At 62.0% G+C, this 16,168-nt stretch carries 15 protein-coding genes; 4 read left to right on the top strand and 11 right to left on the bottom strand.

Annotated features, from left to right (window positions below; genetic code table 11):
* The first annotated feature begins 213 nt into the window (after positions 1 to 213).
* Positions 214 to 1,431: a DNA topoisomerase IB gene (locus AKL28_RS06060; RefSeq protein WP_050467189.1), complete on the top strand. Its 1,218-nt coding sequence runs from the start codon at positions 214 to 216 to the stop codon at positions 1,429 to 1,431.
* Positions 1,432 to 1,497: 66 nt separating this feature from the next.
* Here the strand turns inward: AKL28_RS06060 and AKL28_RS06055 are convergent, their stop codons facing one another.
* The 4 genes from AKL28_RS06055 to AKL28_RS06040 all read right to left on the bottom strand — a co-directional run bounded on the left by AKL28_RS06055 (position 1,498) and on the right by AKL28_RS06040 (position 5,345).
* Entirely contained in the window at positions 1,498 to 2,757 is a 1,260-nt protein-coding gene (locus tag AKL28_RS06055) for an MFS transporter (RefSeq protein WP_050467188.1), read from the bottom strand.
* 176 nt (positions 2,758 to 2,933) lie between these two features.
* Complete coding sequence (gene alkB, locus AKL28_RS06050) at positions 2,934 to 3,584, bottom strand: DNA oxidative demethylase AlkB (protein ID WP_050467187.1); 651 nt, start codon at positions 3,582 to 3,584, stop codon at positions 2,934 to 2,936.
* Positions 3,581 to 4,702, bottom strand: coding sequence for a bifunctional DNA-binding transcriptional regulator/O6-methylguanine-DNA methyltransferase Ada (gene ada / locus AKL28_RS06045; RefSeq protein WP_050467258.1), 1,122 nt, complete (start codon positions 4,700 to 4,702; stop codon positions 3,581 to 3,583). Before ada ends, alkB begins: the two co-directional genes overlap by 4 nt.
* Positions 4,703 to 4,826: 124 nt before the next feature.
* Positions 4,827 to 5,345 carry an Lrp/AsnC family transcriptional regulator gene (locus AKL28_RS06040; protein ID WP_050467186.1) on the bottom strand — a complete coding sequence of 173 codons (519 nt, stop codon included), beginning with the start codon at positions 5,343 to 5,345 and terminating at the stop codon, positions 4,827 to 4,829.
* A gap of 248 nt (positions 5,346 to 5,593) precedes the next feature.
* Between AKL28_RS06040 and hppD the strand changes: the two genes are divergently transcribed.
* Positions 5,594 to 6,691, top strand: a complete 1,098-nt coding sequence (gene hppD, locus AKL28_RS06035) for a 4-hydroxyphenylpyruvate dioxygenase (RefSeq protein ID WP_050467185.1) — start codon at positions 5,594 to 5,596, stop codon at positions 6,689 to 6,691.
* A gap of 185 nt (positions 6,692 to 6,876) precedes the next feature.
* The gene (locus AKL28_RS06030; protein WP_050467184.1) at positions 6,877 to 7,221 is read left to right on the top strand and encodes a FlxA-like family protein; all 345 of its coding nucleotides are present in this window, start codon (positions 6,877 to 6,879) and stop codon (positions 7,219 to 7,221) included.
* A gap of 88 nt (positions 7,222 to 7,309) precedes the next feature.
* Here the strand turns inward: AKL28_RS06030 and AKL28_RS06025 are convergent, their stop codons facing one another.
* Entirely contained in the window at positions 7,310 to 8,698 is a 1,389-nt protein-coding gene (locus AKL28_RS06025; RefSeq protein WP_231602352.1) for an MFS transporter, read from the bottom strand.
* A gap of 168 nt (positions 8,699 to 8,866) precedes the next feature.
* Positions 8,867 to 9,700 (bottom strand): ABC transporter substrate-binding protein, encoded by an 834-nt coding sequence (locus AKL28_RS06020; protein WP_050467182.1) that lies wholly within the window; start codon positions 9,698 to 9,700, stop codon positions 8,867 to 8,869.
* Positions 9,701 to 9,959: 259 nt separating this feature from the next.
* On the opposite strand from AKL28_RS06020, the gene AKL28_RS06015 reads away from it, so the two are divergent.
* The gene (locus AKL28_RS06015) at positions 9,960 to 10,769 is read left to right on the top strand and encodes an IclR family transcriptional regulator (RefSeq protein WP_050467181.1); all 810 of its coding nucleotides are present in this window, start codon (positions 9,960 to 9,962) and stop codon (positions 10,767 to 10,769) included.
* Positions 10,770 to 10,858: 89 nt separating this feature from the next.
* On the opposite strand, the gene AKL28_RS06010 is transcribed toward AKL28_RS06015, so the two are convergent.
* The 5 genes from AKL28_RS06010 to AKL28_RS05990 all read right to left on the bottom strand — a co-directional run bounded on the left by AKL28_RS06010 (position 10,859) and on the right by AKL28_RS05990 (position 15,756).
* Positions 10,859 to 11,563: an ABC transporter ATP-binding protein gene (locus tag AKL28_RS06010; protein WP_050467257.1), complete on the bottom strand. Its 705-nt coding sequence runs from the start codon at positions 11,561 to 11,563 to the stop codon at positions 10,859 to 10,861.
* On the bottom strand, positions 11,563 to 12,339 hold the full coding sequence (gene livG / locus AKL28_RS06005) for a high-affinity branched-chain amino acid ABC transporter ATP-binding protein LivG (RefSeq protein ID WP_050467256.1): 777 nt from the start codon (positions 12,337 to 12,339) through the stop codon (positions 11,563 to 11,565). Before livG ends, AKL28_RS06010 begins: the two co-directional genes overlap by 1 nt.
* A gap of 5 nt (positions 12,340 to 12,344) precedes the next feature.
* A complete protein-coding gene (locus tag AKL28_RS06000; protein ID WP_050467255.1) occupies positions 12,345 to 13,571 on the bottom strand; it encodes a high-affinity branched-chain amino acid ABC transporter permease LivM in 1,227 nt (408 codons plus the stop codon).
* 30 nt (positions 13,572 to 13,601) lie between these two features.
* Positions 13,602 to 14,528, bottom strand: coding sequence for a high-affinity branched-chain amino acid ABC transporter permease LivH (gene livH, locus AKL28_RS05995; RefSeq protein ID WP_050467180.1), 927 nt, complete (start codon positions 14,526 to 14,528; stop codon positions 13,602 to 13,604).
* A 97-nt stretch (positions 14,529 to 14,625) separates the two neighbouring features.
* Positions 14,626 to 15,756, bottom strand: a complete 1,131-nt coding sequence (locus AKL28_RS05990) for a branched-chain amino acid ABC transporter substrate-binding protein (RefSeq protein ID WP_050467179.1) — start codon at positions 15,754 to 15,756, stop codon at positions 14,626 to 14,628.
* Positions 15,757 to 16,168 lie beyond the last annotated feature (412 nt).

The raw sequence follows: 16,168 nt of genomic DNA, 5'->3' as shown, positions 1-16,168 counted from the left end.
CGGCACATATGCCTGCATGTGCGCGCTGACGTTCATCTTGTCCGCCTATCGGCATTCCCGGAAATCGGCGCGTAGGAAAAATCCCACATGCATTCCACTGCGTGGCTGACTGCCTGATGCGTCGTGTTCCATCAATAATGGACTCCGCCGATACGGCAGGCCGCGAAGCGAATTTCCGCCCCTGCCGGCGGCGTGATTCACACAAGGGAACCGATGAACTCAGGACATTCCGCCAATGAGCGCGGCAGTTGCCAGGAACAAGCCGCAGGTATCGCCCACCAGAATGACCTGCGCTATATGAATGATGAAATGCCGGGCATCACCCGTACCCGCCACGGCAAGGGATTTGCCTACCACACCCCCGATGGCCACCTGATCTCCGACAAGGAAGAAGTGGCGCGCCTGCAGGCACTGGCCATTCCGCCAGCGTGGGAGGAAGTGTGGATCAGCCCCTGTGCCAACGGCCATATCCTGGCCACCGGACGCGATGATCGCGGCCGCAAGCAATACCGCTACCATCCGCAGTGGCGGCTGGTGCGCGACGATGCCAAATACGAACGCATGGTGGACTTCGCACAGGCGTTGCCGGCAATACGGCGTGCGGTGCATGAGGACTTGCACCGCTCCGGCCTGCATCGCGAAAAGGTAGTGGCTTCCATCGTGTACTTGCTGCAAGCGACGCTGATGCGGGTGGGGAACGACGAATACGCGCAGGGCAGCAAATCCTTCGGACTCACCACGCTGCGTAACCGCCATGTGCGCCTGGATGGCAGCGACGTGCTGTTCCGCTTCCGCGGAAAGGGCGGCGTACTGCACGACATCAAGCTGCACGACCCTTATGTGGCGCGCCTCGTCCGCAAGATGCACGACCTGCCCGGGCAAGAGCTGTTTCAGTACAAGGATAACGAGGGCAATACGCGCAGCATCGGTTCAGGCGACATCAACGCCTATCTGCGCGAGGTGAGCGGCGAAGATTTCAGCGCCAGGGACTTCCGCACCTGGGCCGGTACCGTATTGGCGATGCTGGCGCTGCAGGCATCCGGGCATGCCGATTCGCTGGCGCAGGCCAAGGCAAACATGGCGCGCGCAATCGAACGCGTGGCTCAAAAACTGGGCAACACGCCCTCCGTCTGCCGCAAATGCTATGTCCACCCGGTGGTGCTGGAAAGCTATCTGGACGGCAGCTTCGCCGAGCTGCTGGAACAACGCGTACCAAACGAACCGGCGGAAGAACTGCATTCGCTCACGCAGGAAGAAGCGGCCGTGCTGGCGCTGCTGCAACAGCGGCCATGCGAAGCCAACGAAGGCGCAGCCGGCCACGACAGCCGCCGCAAGCAGCCCGTGCAGACCGTTAAGCCCAAAAACAGCACGGCCGGGGAAAGGAAGCATCATGCCTCCCCTCGCCCGGCCGTGCGACGCTCGCATGCCTGATTTTTACACCGCTCGTCTTCTTCAAGCTACTGCACGACGCCGGATCTTGGCGTCGCGCCACCGGCATCAGGCTGCGGCAGGTTCAGCCTCCACCTTTTGCATCTTGGGCAAGAATGCCGCCAGCAAGCCGATCAGCGGCAGGAATGCGCACACCTGATAGACGAAATAGATATCGGTCAGGTCGGCCAGCTTGCCCAGCAACGCCGCGCCGATGCCGCCCATGCCGAATGCGAAGCCGAAGAACAGCCCCGAGACCGTGCCGATCTTGCCGGGCATCAGTTCTTGCGCGAACACCAGGATGGCCGAGAATGCCGAGGCCAGGATCAGGCCGATGATCACCGACAGTATTCCGGTCCAGAACAGGTTTGCGTACGGCAGCATCAGCGTGAACGGCGCCACGCCGAGAATCGATGTCCAGATCACCGCCTTGCGGCCGATGCGGTCGCCGATGGGGCCGCCGGCCACGGTGCCGACCGCCACCGCAAACAGGAAAGCGAACAGGTGAATCTGCGCATCCTGTACCGACAGCTGGAACTTGCTGATCAGGTAGAAGGTGAAGTAGCTCGACAGGCTGGCCATGTAGAAGTACTTGGAAAAGATCAGCAGCAGCAGGATGCCCACCGCCTGCGTCACCTTGCGCTTGGGCAGCGCAACGTAGGCTGGCCCCTTCTTTTTCGCCTTGCCCTTGGCGGCGCTTTGCTGGCGCGCGTACCAATGGCCGATCTGGCGCAGCACGACGATCGCCACCAGCGCCGCGATCGAAAACCAGGCGATGCTGGCCTGGCCGCCGGGAATGATGATCCACGCCGCCAGCAATGGCCCCATGGCGCTGCCGGCGTTACCGCCCACCTGGAACAGCGATTGCGCCAGGCCATGCCGTCCGCCGGACGCCATGCGCGCCACGCGCGAAGCTTCCGGGTGGAACACGGAAGAACCGGTGCCCACCAGCGCCGCCGCCACCAGCAGCACGCCGAAATTGGGCGCCACCGACAGCAGCAGCAAGCCGCACAGTGTGGAGCCCATGCCGATGGCCAGCGAATACGGCTTCGGATGCTTGTCGGTGTACAGGCCGACCAGCGGCTGCAGCAGCGAGGCGGTCACTTGGAAGGTCAGCGTGATCAGGCCGATCTGGGCGAAGCTGAGATGGAAATTGCCCTTCAACAGCGGATAGATCGCCAGCAGCAGCGACTGGATCATGTCGTTCAGGAAATGCGAAAAACTGATCGCGCCCAGTACGCGGAACCCGGTCTTCTCGGCCGGCTGCGGGGCCGATGCGGGCGGCATGGCCGGCGGATTGTCCGGCACGTTGTCGAGTGCTGTCTCCATAGTCATTATTTATTTTCCTGCAAGGTGGGATGACTCCGTCCTAAGAACCTGTTCAATCATTGAACAGGTTCTAAGCTGCTTGGGCCTCGGATCGGAGGAAAGCCGTAATTTTATGCCTGTCGGCGCAACTTGTCTTTTGACGCCGTTTTTTGGGCGCCGGCAGCCCGGTACCTGCGCTAGCGCGCGCACCGGAATGTGAGGTTGTAGCGGCAGCGGCCCGTCAACGGATGCTCGCCCTCGGCCAGGATGTCGACGCCATGAAACAGCAGCCGCGCCGGGCCGCCCCACACGACGACATCGCCGCTCTCCAGCCGCATGCGGCGCGGACGCTCGGAGCGCTCCATGCCGCCGAACATGAAGGTAGCCGGCAGCCCGAGCGACACCGAGACGATGGGCTGGGCCATGTCGAGTTCGTTCTTGTCCTGGTGCAGCGACATGCGCGCGCCGGGTTCGTAACGGTTGACCAGGCAGGCGTCCGGCGTAAAGTTGGCGAAACCGGCTTCCTGCGCCGCGCGCGCGGCCAGTTGCGTAAATGCGGCCGGCATCCCGGGCCAGGGATGGCCTGAGAGCGGGTCCTCATGCTGGTAACGATAACCGCGGCGGTCCGTCACCCAGCCATATTGCCCGCAATTGCTCATCGCCACCGACATGCGAAAGCCACCGGGCGTCTGCATGTGACGCAGCGGCGCCAGGGCGATGACCGCGTCGATGGCTTGCATCAGTTCGCGCACCTCGCCGGACGCGAACCCGCGTAGCAGCACCGCGCCTTCCGTGATGGGCTCACGGGAGGGCGGCGCGGGAAGATCGGCAAACAGGTCGAAGGTCATGGCTTGGCGACGCGTTCCTTATCCAGCAAAGCCTGCTTGCGCTCCACGCCCCAGCGGTAGCCCGAGGGCGAGCCATCAAGCCGCACGATGCGGTGGCACGGGATCAGCAAGGCGATGCTGTTGTTGGCGCAGGCGCTGGCCACGGCACGCACCGCGGCCGGGCTGCCGATGCGCTCGGCCAACGCGGAATAGCTCAGGGTGACGCCGGGCGGGATGCCGCGCAGCGCTTGCCACACGCGCTGCTGGAACGCCGTGCCGCGCACATCCAGCGGCAGCTCCAGCCCGCGCTCCGGCGCCTCGATGAAAGCCAGCACTTGCGCCAGCATCTGCTCGAATTCGACATCGCCGCCTACCAGCTCCGCATTGGGGAAACGGTCTTGCAGTTCCTTTACCAGCGCATCCGGGTCGTCGCCCAGCGTGACCGCGCAAATGCCCTTGGCGGTAGCCGCCACCAGCAACGCGCCCAGCCAGCATTGCGCCACCGCGAATCGGATGGATTCGCCGCTGCCGCCCTGGCGATAGGCGCTGGGCTTCATGCCCAGCTGCTCGCCGGTCTGTTCGTAGAAACGGCCGCTGGAATTGAAGCCGGCGTCGTACATCGCTTCGGTCACGCTGGCGCTGCCCGGCAAGCGGCTGCGCATGCGCTCGGCGCGCTGGCCGTCGGCATAGGCCTTGGGCGTGACGCCGGTGTGCGCCTTGAACAGGCGATGGAAGTGATAGCGGCTCAGGCCCACCGCATCGGCCAGCGCTTCCAGCGCAAGCGGCGCATCGGCCTGCTCGATCATGCGGCAAGCCTGCTCCACCGCCTGCGCCTGGCGTTCCTCCAGCGGCGGCTGGTCGGGCTTGCAGCGCTTGCAGGCGCGAAAACCGGCCGCCTCGGCCGCCGCGCAACTGTCATGGAAAGCGACATTCTTGCGCAAGGCCGGACGCGCCGCGCACGAAGGCTTGCAATAGACGCCGGTGCTGCGCACCGAATAATAAAAATGGCCATCGGCAGCCTTGTCGCGGCGCTGCACGGCTTGCCAGCGCGCTTCGTCGCCGGCGTAGGCAGGTGCCGCCGCCACGTCCGGTGTCGACGGGACGGCCTTGGCGCTGCGGCGGAGAGATTGGGTAGCCATGGTATGCATGATGCGCTCCTTTGATCGTGAACAGGTTCTAATGCCTGCAGTCTACGAACCGCGGGAGCATGCCGCACTCCGGCGCTTGCTTTCAAATTCGCGCGAAGGTAACGGCCGTCGTCAATTACTGCGAAAACCGGATGCGCTGGCGCGACTTCACCGGCTGCATCACATGTTCCAGCGGGAGCTCGTGCGATTGCTTGACCTTCTTGAGGGTGATATTGGACTTCACATTGGTCACCCCCGGCAAGCGCAGCAACTGGGTCATCATGAACTCGGAAAAGCTCGCCAGGTCGGGCGCCACGATACGCAGGATATAATCGGCTTCGCCAGTGATGGAAAAACATTCGGTCACTTCCGGCATGGCCTCCACCGACTTTTCAAACAACTCGCCGCGGGTTTCGCCCTGGCGGTCCAGCGTGACGGTGGTAAAGGCGGTCACTCCCAGGCCGACCACGGCGGCATCGAGCACGGCGGTGTAGCGCTCGATCACGTGGGCCTCTTCCAGCCGCTGTACGCGACGGCTGATCTGGGACGTGGACAGATGCACCTTCTGCCCCAGGGCGCTGTTGGTGATATGTCCGTCGCGCTGCAACTCGGTCAGCAGGGCGAGGTCGAAGCGGTCGACATTGATGATGCTCATTTTTATCTCCAAAATCCAAATTTAAGAATTATTTGTGCGTATTATCGACCACATTACGCAAAAAACAATCACATATTGCATCAACGGCACAATAAACTCCTCCCATGGGCTGGCAATATCGCAGCTCTCCCTTTGAAACACAGAGAATCGGCCTGCCGCATCCGCCAATCCATGCCAAAACGGCAAGCATGGCGCCCCGCGATCCGGGAAGCGGCGGCCCGATTCCCCACAACACGAGGAGACAACTCATGGGCCACGCAGACACCAATTTCACCCCCGCAGCCAAATCGCAGGACCTGTTCGATAACCCCATGGGCACCGACGGTTTCGAGTTCGTCGAATACGCCGCGGCCGATACGAGCGCTATCGCCGCCGTGCTGGAACTGATGGGCTTCGTTGCGGTGGCGCGCCATCGCTCCAAGAACGTCACCCTGTATCGCCAGGGGCAAATCAATTTCATCCTCAATGCCGAACCCGGCAGCAACGCCGCCGCCTTTGCGCAGGTGCATGGCGCCTCGGTCAATGCCATGGCGTTTCGCGTCAAGGATGCTGCCTTCGTCTACAAACGCGCGCTGGAACTGGGCGCCGAAGGCGTAGAAGCCAAGCTGGGCCCGATGGAACTGAACATCCCTGCCATCCGCGGCATCGGCGGCTCCTTGCTTTATCTGGTGGACCGCTACGGCGACAACGGCTCGATCTATGACGTCGATTTCCAGTTCCTGCCCGGCGTCGACCACAATCCCAAGGGCGTGGGCCTGACCTATATCGACCACCTCACCCACAATGTGGTGCGTGGCGCGATGGATACCTGGTCGTCGTTCTACACCCGCCTGTTCAACTTCCGCGAGATCAAGTACTTCGATATCGAAGGCAAGCTGACCGGCCTGAAGTCGCGCGCCATGACCAGCCCCTGCGGCAAGATCCGCATCCCCATCAACGAGAGTGCCGACGACAAGTCGCAGATCGAGGAATTCATCAAGCAGTACAACGGCGAAGGCATCCAGCACATTGCGCTGGGCACCGACGACATCTACCAGACCGTGCGCAACCTGCGCGGCCGGGGCGTGCCGCTGCAGGACACCATCAGCACTTATTACGACCTGGTGGAGCGCCGCATTCCAGGCCATGGCGAAGACCTGGACGCGCTGCGCGAATTGAAGATCCTGATCGACGGCGCCCCTACCGCCGGCCAGGGCCTGCTTTTGCAGATCTTTACGCAGAACGTGATCGGCCCGGTGTTCTATGAAATCATCCAGCGCAAGGGCAACGACGGTTTCGGCGAAGGCAACTTCAAGGCCTTGTTCGAATCGATCGAGCTTGACCAGATGCGCCGCGGGGTAATCTAAGACGCCCCAATCGGGACGCATCCCGTCTCGAAACAGCCCGGCAAAGGGCGCAGGCCGAGGAACCGGCCTGCGCCCTTTTTCATGCCATCAGGAGTTTTCTTGCTTTGCCTCAAGGAATTTCAGATGCTGCCGTAAAAGAATCCATACTTCATCACAACCTGCGCCTCCTTGGGGCTGGAGCTTTCATGGCAATCATTTCCGAATGCGAAGAAGCCGAAGCGGCATGCAGCACTCCGCTGGCCGACGCGTTTGACAACGGTACGTCCGAACTGGTCGCACAGTTGAGCAGCCGCATCGTCATCCTGCAACAGCAGGCGCAATCGCTAAGCCGCTTCCCCGCCAACAAAGACGGCAAGCAGCAGCACAACATCCTGCAACAGCAGATCCGCAACCTGTACCAGCAGATCTTCCTGCTTGAGCAGCAGGATACGCGCAACCGCCACCGCGCCGAAAACTACCTGAGCATGGCCTTGTCAGTTGCCGCCCACACGGCCCACGTGCGCAGTTGCAGCCACTTCGCCGCGGGCTGAGATCAAGCAGCCCTCCCCTCGCATGCAAAAAAGCGATCCGCATATGGATCGCTTTTTTATTTCCCCTTCAGCGTCTCAGTGACGGTGCTCAGTCAGGTTGATAACGCAGCCGCGACAGGCTGACCACGCATGCTGCGCCTGCCAGCCCTGCCGCGCACCACAACACCAAGGCGTAGGGTGACGAGAACAATGTCAGCATCATCGCCACCACCGATGCACCGGCAGTCTGGCCGGTCAGGCGCGCGGTACCCAGCATGCCGCTGGCGCCGCCGGTACGCGAACGCGGCGCCGAGCTGATCAGCGTACGGTTATTGGGCGACTGGAACAAGCCGAAGCCAAGACCGCAGACGGCAAACAATACCGCGATGGTGAGATCGGCGGTGCCGGGCCCGATCGTCAGCAACGCCAGCAAACCGGCGCACATGATCGCCAGGCCGATGCCGCCCAGCAGCCCCGCCGACATGCGGTCGGACAGCTTGCCCGCCACCGCCCCGGTCAGCGCCACCGCAATCGGCCACGCAGTCAGCAGCAGCCCGGCGCGGGCGGCGCTCATGCCCAGATGGTTCTGCAGCATGAAAGGCAGCATTACGAAGGTCGCCATCTGCGCAGCAAACGAACAGAACGATGTGCCGATCGACAGTGCGAACAACGGAATACGCAGCAAGTCCAGCGGCAGCATGGGCGCACTGGCCGACTGCACCTTCAGCAGCACCGCCAGGCTGGCCACGGTCAACAGGGCGCAGGCGAGTACCGCCTCCCATCCCTGCACATGGCCGATCGCATCCACCGTGTACAGCAGGAACCCCACGAACAGCATGCATACCAGCGCGCTGGGCATATCGAACTTGCGGTTCGACAACGGGTTGAACGGCAGCGCCTTCCAGCCGATGGCCAGCGAGAGTAGTCCCAGTGGAATGTTGATCAGGAACAGCCAGTGCCAGGAGGCGAAATGCAGAATGGCGCCAGCCACGGTCGGCCCCAGTGCCGTCGACGTGCCTGCCACCAGCGCGTTATAGCCAATGGCGCGGCCCAGCAGCCGGCTGGGATAGATGAAACGGATCAGTGCCGTGTTCACACTCAGGATGCCGGCTGCGCCAATGCCTTGCAGCACGCGCGCCAGGCTCAGTTGCAGCATGTCGCCGCTGAGCGCGCAGGCCAATGAAGAAATAGTGAACAGCACCAATCCCGTGAGGTAGACCCGGCGATAGCCGACCACCTCGCCCAGCGAAGCCAACGGCAGCAGGAACACCGCCATGGCGATCTGGTAACTGTTGATGATCCAGATCGCATCGGCCTCGGTGGCCTTGAGATCCTGTGCAATGGAGGGTAGCGCGAGGTTGGCGATGGAGCCGTCCATCACCGCGATGGTCACCGCCAGCACCACCGTGGCGATGGCGAGGATACGCTGCTCGGCAGGCAAGCCGTCGGCGTCTGGCTGCGCGCCGTTTCTGGTTTCTGTGTGTACTGGCATTTTCATGAAAACCGCGCCTGGCGCGGCTCCCCGTGGATGGGGGTAAATTTGTTCCAAGCCCGGTATGCTATCACCGCATCGCCATTGGGATCGGCCGCATCGGCCTGGCGATCACACCGCCGCCAGGCCAATGCCAGGGATACCGGCGATGCCGGTATCCCTGAACGGTCTTGCTTACTGGAAGCTTGAGATCGGTGTCAGCTTCTTCTCGCGCGGGATGTTGAACTTGGTCTGCGGGCCAAACCACTTGGTCCACAGCACATCGGTCTCGCCCGACTTTTCCAGCTTGTCGAGGGCATCGTTGACTGCAGCCAGCAACGCCGGCTCGCCCTTTTTCACACCCATCGCGGTAGGTTCCCAAGCCAGGGCGCCTTCGAGGAATTTGTACTTGCCATCGGATTCGTTGACGAAACGGATACCGGACGGCTGCGACAATGCCAAGCCCTGCACCTTATTCTGCGCCAGCGCCAGGAAGGCCGCGGGCGTGTCCTGGAAGGTCAGGATGGTCGCCTTGGGGAACATGCGGCGGGCATACAGTTCAGGCGTGGAGCCCTTGTTGGCGCTGATGCGCTTGTCGGCCAGGTCTTCTATCTTGTTGTAGCCTGCGCCGCTGTGGGCGATCAGCTTGATGGGCGTCTGATAGTGTGCAGAGGTGAAATCGATCTGCTGCGCACGCTCCTTGGTATAACCGAGCGCGGCGACGACCAGGTCGACACGGCCCAGCGTCAGTTCGGGAATGCGCGCTTCGACCGACACGCCCTTGTGCTCCAGCTTCACGCCAAGCTGCTTGGCCACGGCGCCGCACATGTCGACGTCGAAACCGACGACCTGGCGGGTCTGAGGATCGGGATAACCAAGCGGTTCGCTGCTGGTCAAGGTGGCACAGATCAACGAACCGCGCGCTTTAATGTCGGCCAGCCGGTCAGCATGCGCCGCAGTGGAAAAAGCCAGCGAAACGACCGCAGCCGCCATCCCAAGATGAGTCTTCCTGATAAACCCCAAAAACATTTTCTTTCCTTTCCCAGATTGAACAAGCAACATACCCTGAAATAAATCATAATTTCATTATGATTTTTAAACAAGCATAATTTCCCTTTATTTTTCATGCACTTAGAAAATGCTTCGATGCAGTGCAAAATCCGTTGCAAAGCACAGGGCAATCCCATTGGCAGTGCAGAAAATCGCGCCGGAGGTTATTTTTTGGTGCAATGCACCACCCCTGAAAAAGGTGTTACTCTCGCCGAATTCCTGAATTTGAAATCGTTTTATGAAAAAAGAGAAAGAGACAACAACAAAGAAGGAAAAAGATACCGGGCCCGACCGTACCGTCCTCGGGGCGGAGCGCAGCCTGGCTATCCTGAGCGCGTTCGTCGACGTGTCCGGCCCGTTGGGGCTGACCGAACTGGAGCAGCACACCGGCCTCTTCAAGAGCGTGATCCACCGCTACATGATGTCCTTTATCAAAGAAGGCTATGTGGTGCAGCGCGCCGACAGCTCCTACCAGTTGGGCCCGCGCGCCTACCAGTTGGGCAAAGCCTTTGAGGCGAGCTTCAATTACGCCGACTTCATCGTCCCTGCGCTGGATAAGCTGGTGCGCGAGACCGGCGAAAGCACCGCTTTCTATATTCGCCAGCAAAACCAACGACTGTGCATGTATGCGGCGGAATCGCCGGAATCGGTGAAAGCGACCGTCAAGGCCGGCTCGCTGTTTGCCATCGACCAGACCTCCAGCGCACAGGTGCTGCGCTTTTTCTCGGTGCCAGGCAACGCGGCGCGTTCGGGAGGACGTTATGTGTGCGTCTCGGTGGGCATCAACAATCCGCTCTCCTCTTCCATGTCGGTGCCGGTATTCGGCGCAGGCAATGCGCTGGTGGGGGCGATGACCATCTTCGGCCTCTCGCTGCGCTTCGACCCTGTCGCCAGCGAGTCGCTGCGCGGCAAGCTGCTGGCGCTGGCGCAGGAGCTGTCGATACAACTGGGGGCGACGCCACAGGCCTACCGCAATCCCCTGCCCGAAGTGTTCGACGAAGCCGCTGCCCAGACGGCCTTGTTGCAAGACGCGGTGCACGATGCCTGAGCACAGGCGCGGCTAACGCCATGCCACATGAAAAAAGCGCATCCGAGATGCGCTTTTTTCATGGCGGCAATCGACGGGCCTGCGACGGTTCAGCCATGCCCCAGATACGCCTTGCGGACATCGCTGTTGGCCAGCAGGTTGGCGCCGGTGTCGGCCAGTACCACATGGCCGTTCTCCAGCACATAGCCGCGGTCGGCCACACCCAGCGCCTTGTTGGCATTCTGCTCGACCAGGAATACCGTCACTCCGCTTTCGCGGATGGTGCGGATGATCTCGAAGATCTGCGCAATCACCAGCGGCGCCAGGCCCAGCGTGGGCTCGTCCAACAGCAGCAAGCGCGGCTTGCTCATCAGCGCGCGGCCGATCGCCAGCATCTGCTGCTCGCCGCCGGACATGGTGCCGGCGCGCTGGGCGGCCCGCTCCTTCAGGCGCGGGAACAGGCCGAAGACATAGGCGATGCCCTCTTCGATCTCCTGGTCCTTAGCGAAGAATGCGCCCATCTTGAGGTTCTCCAGCACCGTCAGGCTGGGAAACACGCGGCGCCCTTCCGGCGAGATCGCCATCCCCAGGCGCATGATCTCGTGCGTGGGCAGCTGCGTGATGTCCTGCCCTTCGAAAACGATGCGGCCGCTGGAGGCGCGCGGGCGGCCGCACAGCGTCATCAGGAGGGTGGTCTTGCCGGCGCCGTTGGCGCCGATCAGGGTGACGATCTCCCCCTTGTCAACCTTCAGCGACACGCCGTGCAGCGCTTCGATGGCGCCGTAGTGCGTATGCACCTGTTCAAACTGCAGCATCATTCTTCTCCCAGGTAAGCCTTGATCACGCGCTCGTCGCTGCGCACCTGCGCCGGCGTGCCGGTGACGATGGGCTTGCCGTGTTCCATCACCAGGATACGGTCGGAAATGCCCATGATCAGGCTCATGTCGTGTTCGATCAGCAGCACCGCCACGCCATGCTCGCGGCGCAGGCGGTCGATCAGTTCGCTCAGCTCCTGCTTCTCGTGCGGGTTGAGGCCGGCGGCCGGCTCATCCAGCAGCAACAGGCGCGGGCGAGTGATCATGCAACGGGCGATTTCGACGCGCCGCTGCAAGCCGTAGGACAAGGTCCCGGCCTCGCGATTGGCCAGTGCGGTCAGGCCCAGCTGGTCGAGCCAGTAAGCCGCCCGCTGCAGCGCTTCCTTCTCCGATTTGCGGTAAGCCGGGGTCTTCAGCAAGCCCCACAGCAGGTTGGTGTTGACCTGATGGTGTTGCGCCACCAGCAGGTTTTCCACCACCGTCATCGATTTGAACAGGCGGATGTTCTGGAAGGTACGCACCAGCCCCTGCTGCGCCACCTGGTGGCTGGGCTGGCGGGCGATCGACGTGCCGTCCAGGCTGATGTCGCCCGAGCTTGGCTGGTAGAAACCGCTGATGCAGTTGAAGACGGTGGTCTTGCCGGCGCCGTTGGGGCCGATGATGGCGAAGACTTCCTTGTCCATCACCGACAGCGACACGCCATCCACGGCCAGCAGGCCGCCGAAGCGCATCGACAGGCTGGAGACTTCCAGCAGCGCCTTTGCTTGCGAATTCATGGCGGTCATTGCGGCAGCTCCACATGCGGACGGGTTGCGGGGAGCAGTCCTTGCGGACGCCACATCATCATCAGCACCATCACCAGGCCGAAGATCAGCATGCGGTATTCGGCGAAGCTGCGCGCCAGTTCCGGCAGCACGGTCAGCAGGATGGCGGCCAGGATTACGCCCAGTTGCGAGCCCATGCCGCCCAGCACCACGATGGCCAGGATCAGCGCCGACTCGATGAAGGTGAAGGACTCCGGCGTCACCAGGCCCTGGCGCGCCGCGAAGAAGGAACCGGCCAGGCCGGCGAAGGCCGCACCCAGCGTGAAGGCCGAGAGCTTGACCTTGGTCGGGTTGATGCCCAGCGAGCGGCAGGCGATTTCATCTTCGCGCAACGCTTCCCAGGCACGGCCCATCGGCATGCGCAGCAGGCGGCTGGTGACGAAGTAGGTAAACAGCACCATCAGCAGCGCCAGGAAGTACAGGAAGATCACCATGTGGCTTCCCTGATAGGTCAGCCCCAGCAGCTCATGGAAGGTCGTGCCCCCCTCGACGCTGGCGCTGCGCGCCATCTCGATGCCGAACACGGTCGGCTTGGGGATGCCGGAGACGCCATCCGGACCGCCGGTCAGGCCGGTCATGTTATTCAACAGCAGGCGGATGATTTCACCGAAGCCCAGCGTCACGATGGCCAGGTAGTCGCCGCGCAGGCGCAGCACCGGGAAACCGAGCAAGAAACCGAACGTCGCCGAAGCGGCGGCAGCCAGCGGCACGCACTCCCAGAAGGTCAAACCGAAATACTGGTTCAGCAGTGCGTAGGTATACGCGCCGACCGCATAAAAACCGACGTACCCCAGGTCCAGCAGGCCGGCGAAACCGACCACGATATTCAAACCCAGCCCCAGCACCACATAGATCAGCGCCAGCGTCATCACGTCGACATAGCCGCGCGAGCCGAAGAACGGCCACACCAGCGCCACCAGCAGCAGCAGCGACACGGCCATGCGCTGGCTGCGCGGCTGCAGGCGCGGCAGCGCCGGCAACTTGATGCCGGCCTTGCCGCGTACCAGCGCGGGCTTGATCATCTGGAACACGAATACGGCGAGCATGGCCACCAGCACCGGCGTCCAATGGGTATTCAACACCACGCGATAGCCTTCGAACCGCAATTGCATGCCCAGCAACGGGATCGTCAATACGGCGGTAACCAGCGCCGCCGCCACGGCATTCTTGAAAGTGACAGGCATCATGCCTCCTTGGAGATTACGGTCCATGGTTCAGACTTTCTCGATATTAGGCTTGCCAAGCAGGCCGGTGGGACGGAACAAGAGGATCAGCACCAGCAGGCCGAAGGACACCACGTCCTTGTATTCCGATGGCAGGTAACCCGCAGCAAAAGTCTCGGCCAGGCCCAGCAGCACGCCGCCCAGCATCGCGCCGGGAATGCTGCCGATACCGCCCAGCACCGCCGCCGTAAAGGCCTTGATGCCGGCGATGAAGCCGATGTAGGGATTGAGCTTGCCGATGGTCAGCGCGATCAGCACGCCGCCGACCGCCGCCAGCATCGCGCCCAGCACGAAGGTGAAGGAGATCACGCGGTTGGTGTCGATGCCCAGCAGGTTGGCCATGCCCATGTCCTCGGCGCAGGCGCGGCAGGCGCGGCCCATGCGCGAGCGCGCGATGAACAGGGTCAGGGCCACCATCAGCACCAGCGTAACGCCGACGATGACCATGCGCGAGTAAGGCACGGTAACGGTGAAGTCGCTGCCCATCTGGAACTCGAGGGCGCCGGAGATCAGCACCGGCACCGACATGTCGCGCGCGCCCTGGCCGATCTGCACATAGTTCTGCAGGAAGATCGACATGCCGATGGCCGAGATCAGCGGCACCAGGCGCGGCCCGCCGCGCAAGGGCCGGTAGGCCACGCGTTCGACGGTCCAGCCGTACAAGCCGGTGACCAGCACCGACACGATCAGCGCGCCACCCAAGAGCAACGGCAAGGGATAGCCGCTTTGCACGCCGATGGCAGTGAGCGTGACCAGGCCGACGTAGGACGCGATCATGTAGATCTCGCCGTGGGCGAAGTTGATCATGCCGATGATCCCGTAGACCATCGTGTAGCCGATGGCGATCAGCGCATAGATCGCGCCCAGGGAAAGCCCGTTGACGAGCTGCTGGGTCAGTTGTGGGAGCAATTCATTCATAGGAAGGGGCTAAATGTGGAAATGCCCCATTCATACAGCAATGGGGCATTTCGCGGGTTGACGTCAAGTCAGACGATCGCGCCAACGAGAGCGCTACTTACTTCGCCTCGGTCTTGGTGGCGTCCTTGTGCCAGGTGTAGACCACGAAGTTGAACGACTTCAGGTCGCCCTTCTTGTCGTATTCGACGGTACCGATCGGGGTCTTGAAGCTGTTGGCGTGGATGTAGGCAGCCACCTTGGTCGGATCGGTCGACTTGGAACCGGCAATGGCGTCGGCGATGATCTTCACGCCCGAGTAGGCCGGCATCTGGAACGGACCGTTCGGGTCGCGCTTTTGCGCGTTGAAGGCCTTGACCAGTGCAGCGTTGGCCGGATCGGCGGCGAAGTCGGCCGGCAAGGTCACCAGCATGCCTTCCGAAGCAGGACCGGCGATGGCGGTGATGTCCTTGTTGCCCACGCCTTCAGGGCCCATGAACACGGCCTTGACGCCCTGTTCGCGCGCCTGGCGCATGATCAGGCCCATTTCCGGGTGGTAGCCGCCGAAGTAGACGAAGTCCACGCCTTGCGACTTGAGCTTGGTGACGATGGCAGAGTAGTCGCTGTCGCCGGCGTTGATGCCTTCAAACAGCACCACAGGCACCTTGGCTGCATCCAGCGCGGTCTTGACCGAAGTCGCCACGCCCTGGCCGTAGGACTGCTTGTCGTGCAGCACGGCGACCTTCTTGGGCTTCAGCTTCTCGATCACGTAACGGGCGGCAGCAGGACCTTGCTGGTCGTCGCGGCCGATGGTGCGGAAGATGTACTTGTGCGGCTTGGCTTCGGTCAGCTGCGGCGCGGTGGCCGACGGGGTGATCATCACCACGCCTTCGTTTTCATAGATGTCGGAGGCCGGAATGGTCGAGCCCGAGCACACATGGCCGATGACATACTTGATGCCCTGGCTGACGATCTTGTTGGCCACGGCCACGGCTTGCTTCGGTTCGCAGGCATCGTCCATCAGCACCACTTCGAACTTGTTGCCATTGGCGCCGCCGGCGGCGTTGATCTGTTCCACGGCGGTCAGTGCGCCGGCCTTGACCATGTCGCCATACTGGGCGACGGCGCCGGTCATCGGGCCGGCGATCGCGATCTTGACGGTTTCAGCGTGGGCGATGCCCGAGAAGGCGGCAACTGCAGCAACTGTGGAAGCAGCCAGAGCGATCTTGGTCAGACGATTTGCGGATTTCATAGACGTTTCCTCCATGTATTTTCGGTTCAAGGGGCGGCAGCAAATGCTTGCGCACATTGGGCGCCGATTCTCTGACCCTTATTATTTTCGGGTCTGGCCGGCGCATGGGGGCAGAGTGTAACACCACCGTCATATACGACAACTTTTTTTTGAGAAATCGGCATACCCCGTCATTTCATCCCCTTTAAATTTGACTCTTCACACGTTTTGTTCATTATTTATTTCGTTTTAAAAAATACGGCCATCTCCGCACCGCACCATCGACTTGTTGCCTCTTCGCCGCAAACGCCCGCCACACCGCACATTGCCGAATGCAGAACTTTTCCTCTGGTACACCCTCTCTAGAGGCATTTACAATAAGCGCCCGCCCCTTCCACGAATGCTCAGGACGGGACAAAACCGGTAGACCTGC

The sequence above is a fragment of the Herbaspirillum chlorophenolicum genome, assembly GCF_001189955.1.
GTDB classification, from domain to species: Bacteria; Pseudomonadota; Gammaproteobacteria; order Burkholderiales; family Burkholderiaceae_D; genus Herbaspirillum; species Herbaspirillum chlorophenolicum.
The sequence above is the reverse complement of the archived record's forward strand: the minus strand, read 5'-3'. Positions and strand labels throughout refer to the sequence as shown.

Excerpts from the sequence above, each read along its gene's own strand:
- AKL28_RS06060 (WP_050467189.1), top strand. The coding sequence starts at position 214 with ATGAACTCAGGACATTCCGCCAATGAGCGCGGCAGTTGCCAGGAACAA.
- AKL28_RS06055 (WP_050467188.1), bottom strand. The coding sequence starts at position 2,757 with ATGGAGACAGCACTCGACAACGTGCCGGACAATCCGCCGGCCATGCCG.
- alkB (WP_050467187.1), bottom strand. The coding sequence starts at position 3,584 with ATGACCTTCGACCTGTTTGCCGATCTTCCCGCGCCGCCCTCCCGTGAG.
- ada (WP_050467258.1), bottom strand. The coding sequence starts at position 4,702 with ATGGCTACCCAATCTCTCCGCCGCAGCGCCAAGGCCGTCCCGTCGACA.
- AKL28_RS06040 (WP_050467186.1), bottom strand. The coding sequence starts at position 5,345 with ATGAGCATCATCAATGTCGACCGCTTCGACCTCGCCCTGCTGACCGAG.
- hppD (WP_050467185.1), top strand. The coding sequence starts at position 5,594 with ATGGGCCACGCAGACACCAATTTCACCCCCGCAGCCAAATCGCAGGAC.
- AKL28_RS06030 (WP_050467184.1), top strand. The coding sequence starts at position 6,877 with ATGGCAATCATTTCCGAATGCGAAGAAGCCGAAGCGGCATGCAGCACT.
- AKL28_RS06025 (WP_231602352.1), bottom strand. The coding sequence starts at position 8,698 with ATGAAAATGCCAGTACACACAGAAACCAGAAACGGCGCGCAGCCAGAC.
- AKL28_RS06020 (WP_050467182.1), bottom strand. The coding sequence starts at position 9,700 with ATGTTTTTGGGGTTTATCAGGAAGACTCATCTTGGGATGGCGGCTGCG.
- AKL28_RS06015 (WP_050467181.1), top strand. The coding sequence starts at position 9,960 with ATGAAAAAAGAGAAAGAGACAACAACAAAGAAGGAAAAAGATACCGGG.
- AKL28_RS06010 (WP_050467257.1), bottom strand. The coding sequence starts at position 11,563 with ATGCTGCAGTTTGAACAGGTGCATACGCACTACGGCGCCATCGAAGCG.
- livG (WP_050467256.1), bottom strand. The coding sequence starts at position 12,339 with ATGAATTCGCAAGCAAAGGCGCTGCTGGAAGTCTCCAGCCTGTCGATG.
- AKL28_RS06000 (WP_050467255.1), bottom strand. The coding sequence starts at position 13,571 with ATGCCTGTCACTTTCAAGAATGCCGTGGCGGCGGCGCTGGTTACCGCC.
- livH (WP_050467180.1), bottom strand. The coding sequence starts at position 14,528 with ATGAATGAATTGCTCCCACAACTGACCCAGCAGCTCGTCAACGGGCTT.
- AKL28_RS05990 (WP_050467179.1), bottom strand. The coding sequence starts at position 15,756 with ATGAAATCCGCAAATCGTCTGACCAAGATCGCTCTGGCTGCTTCCACA.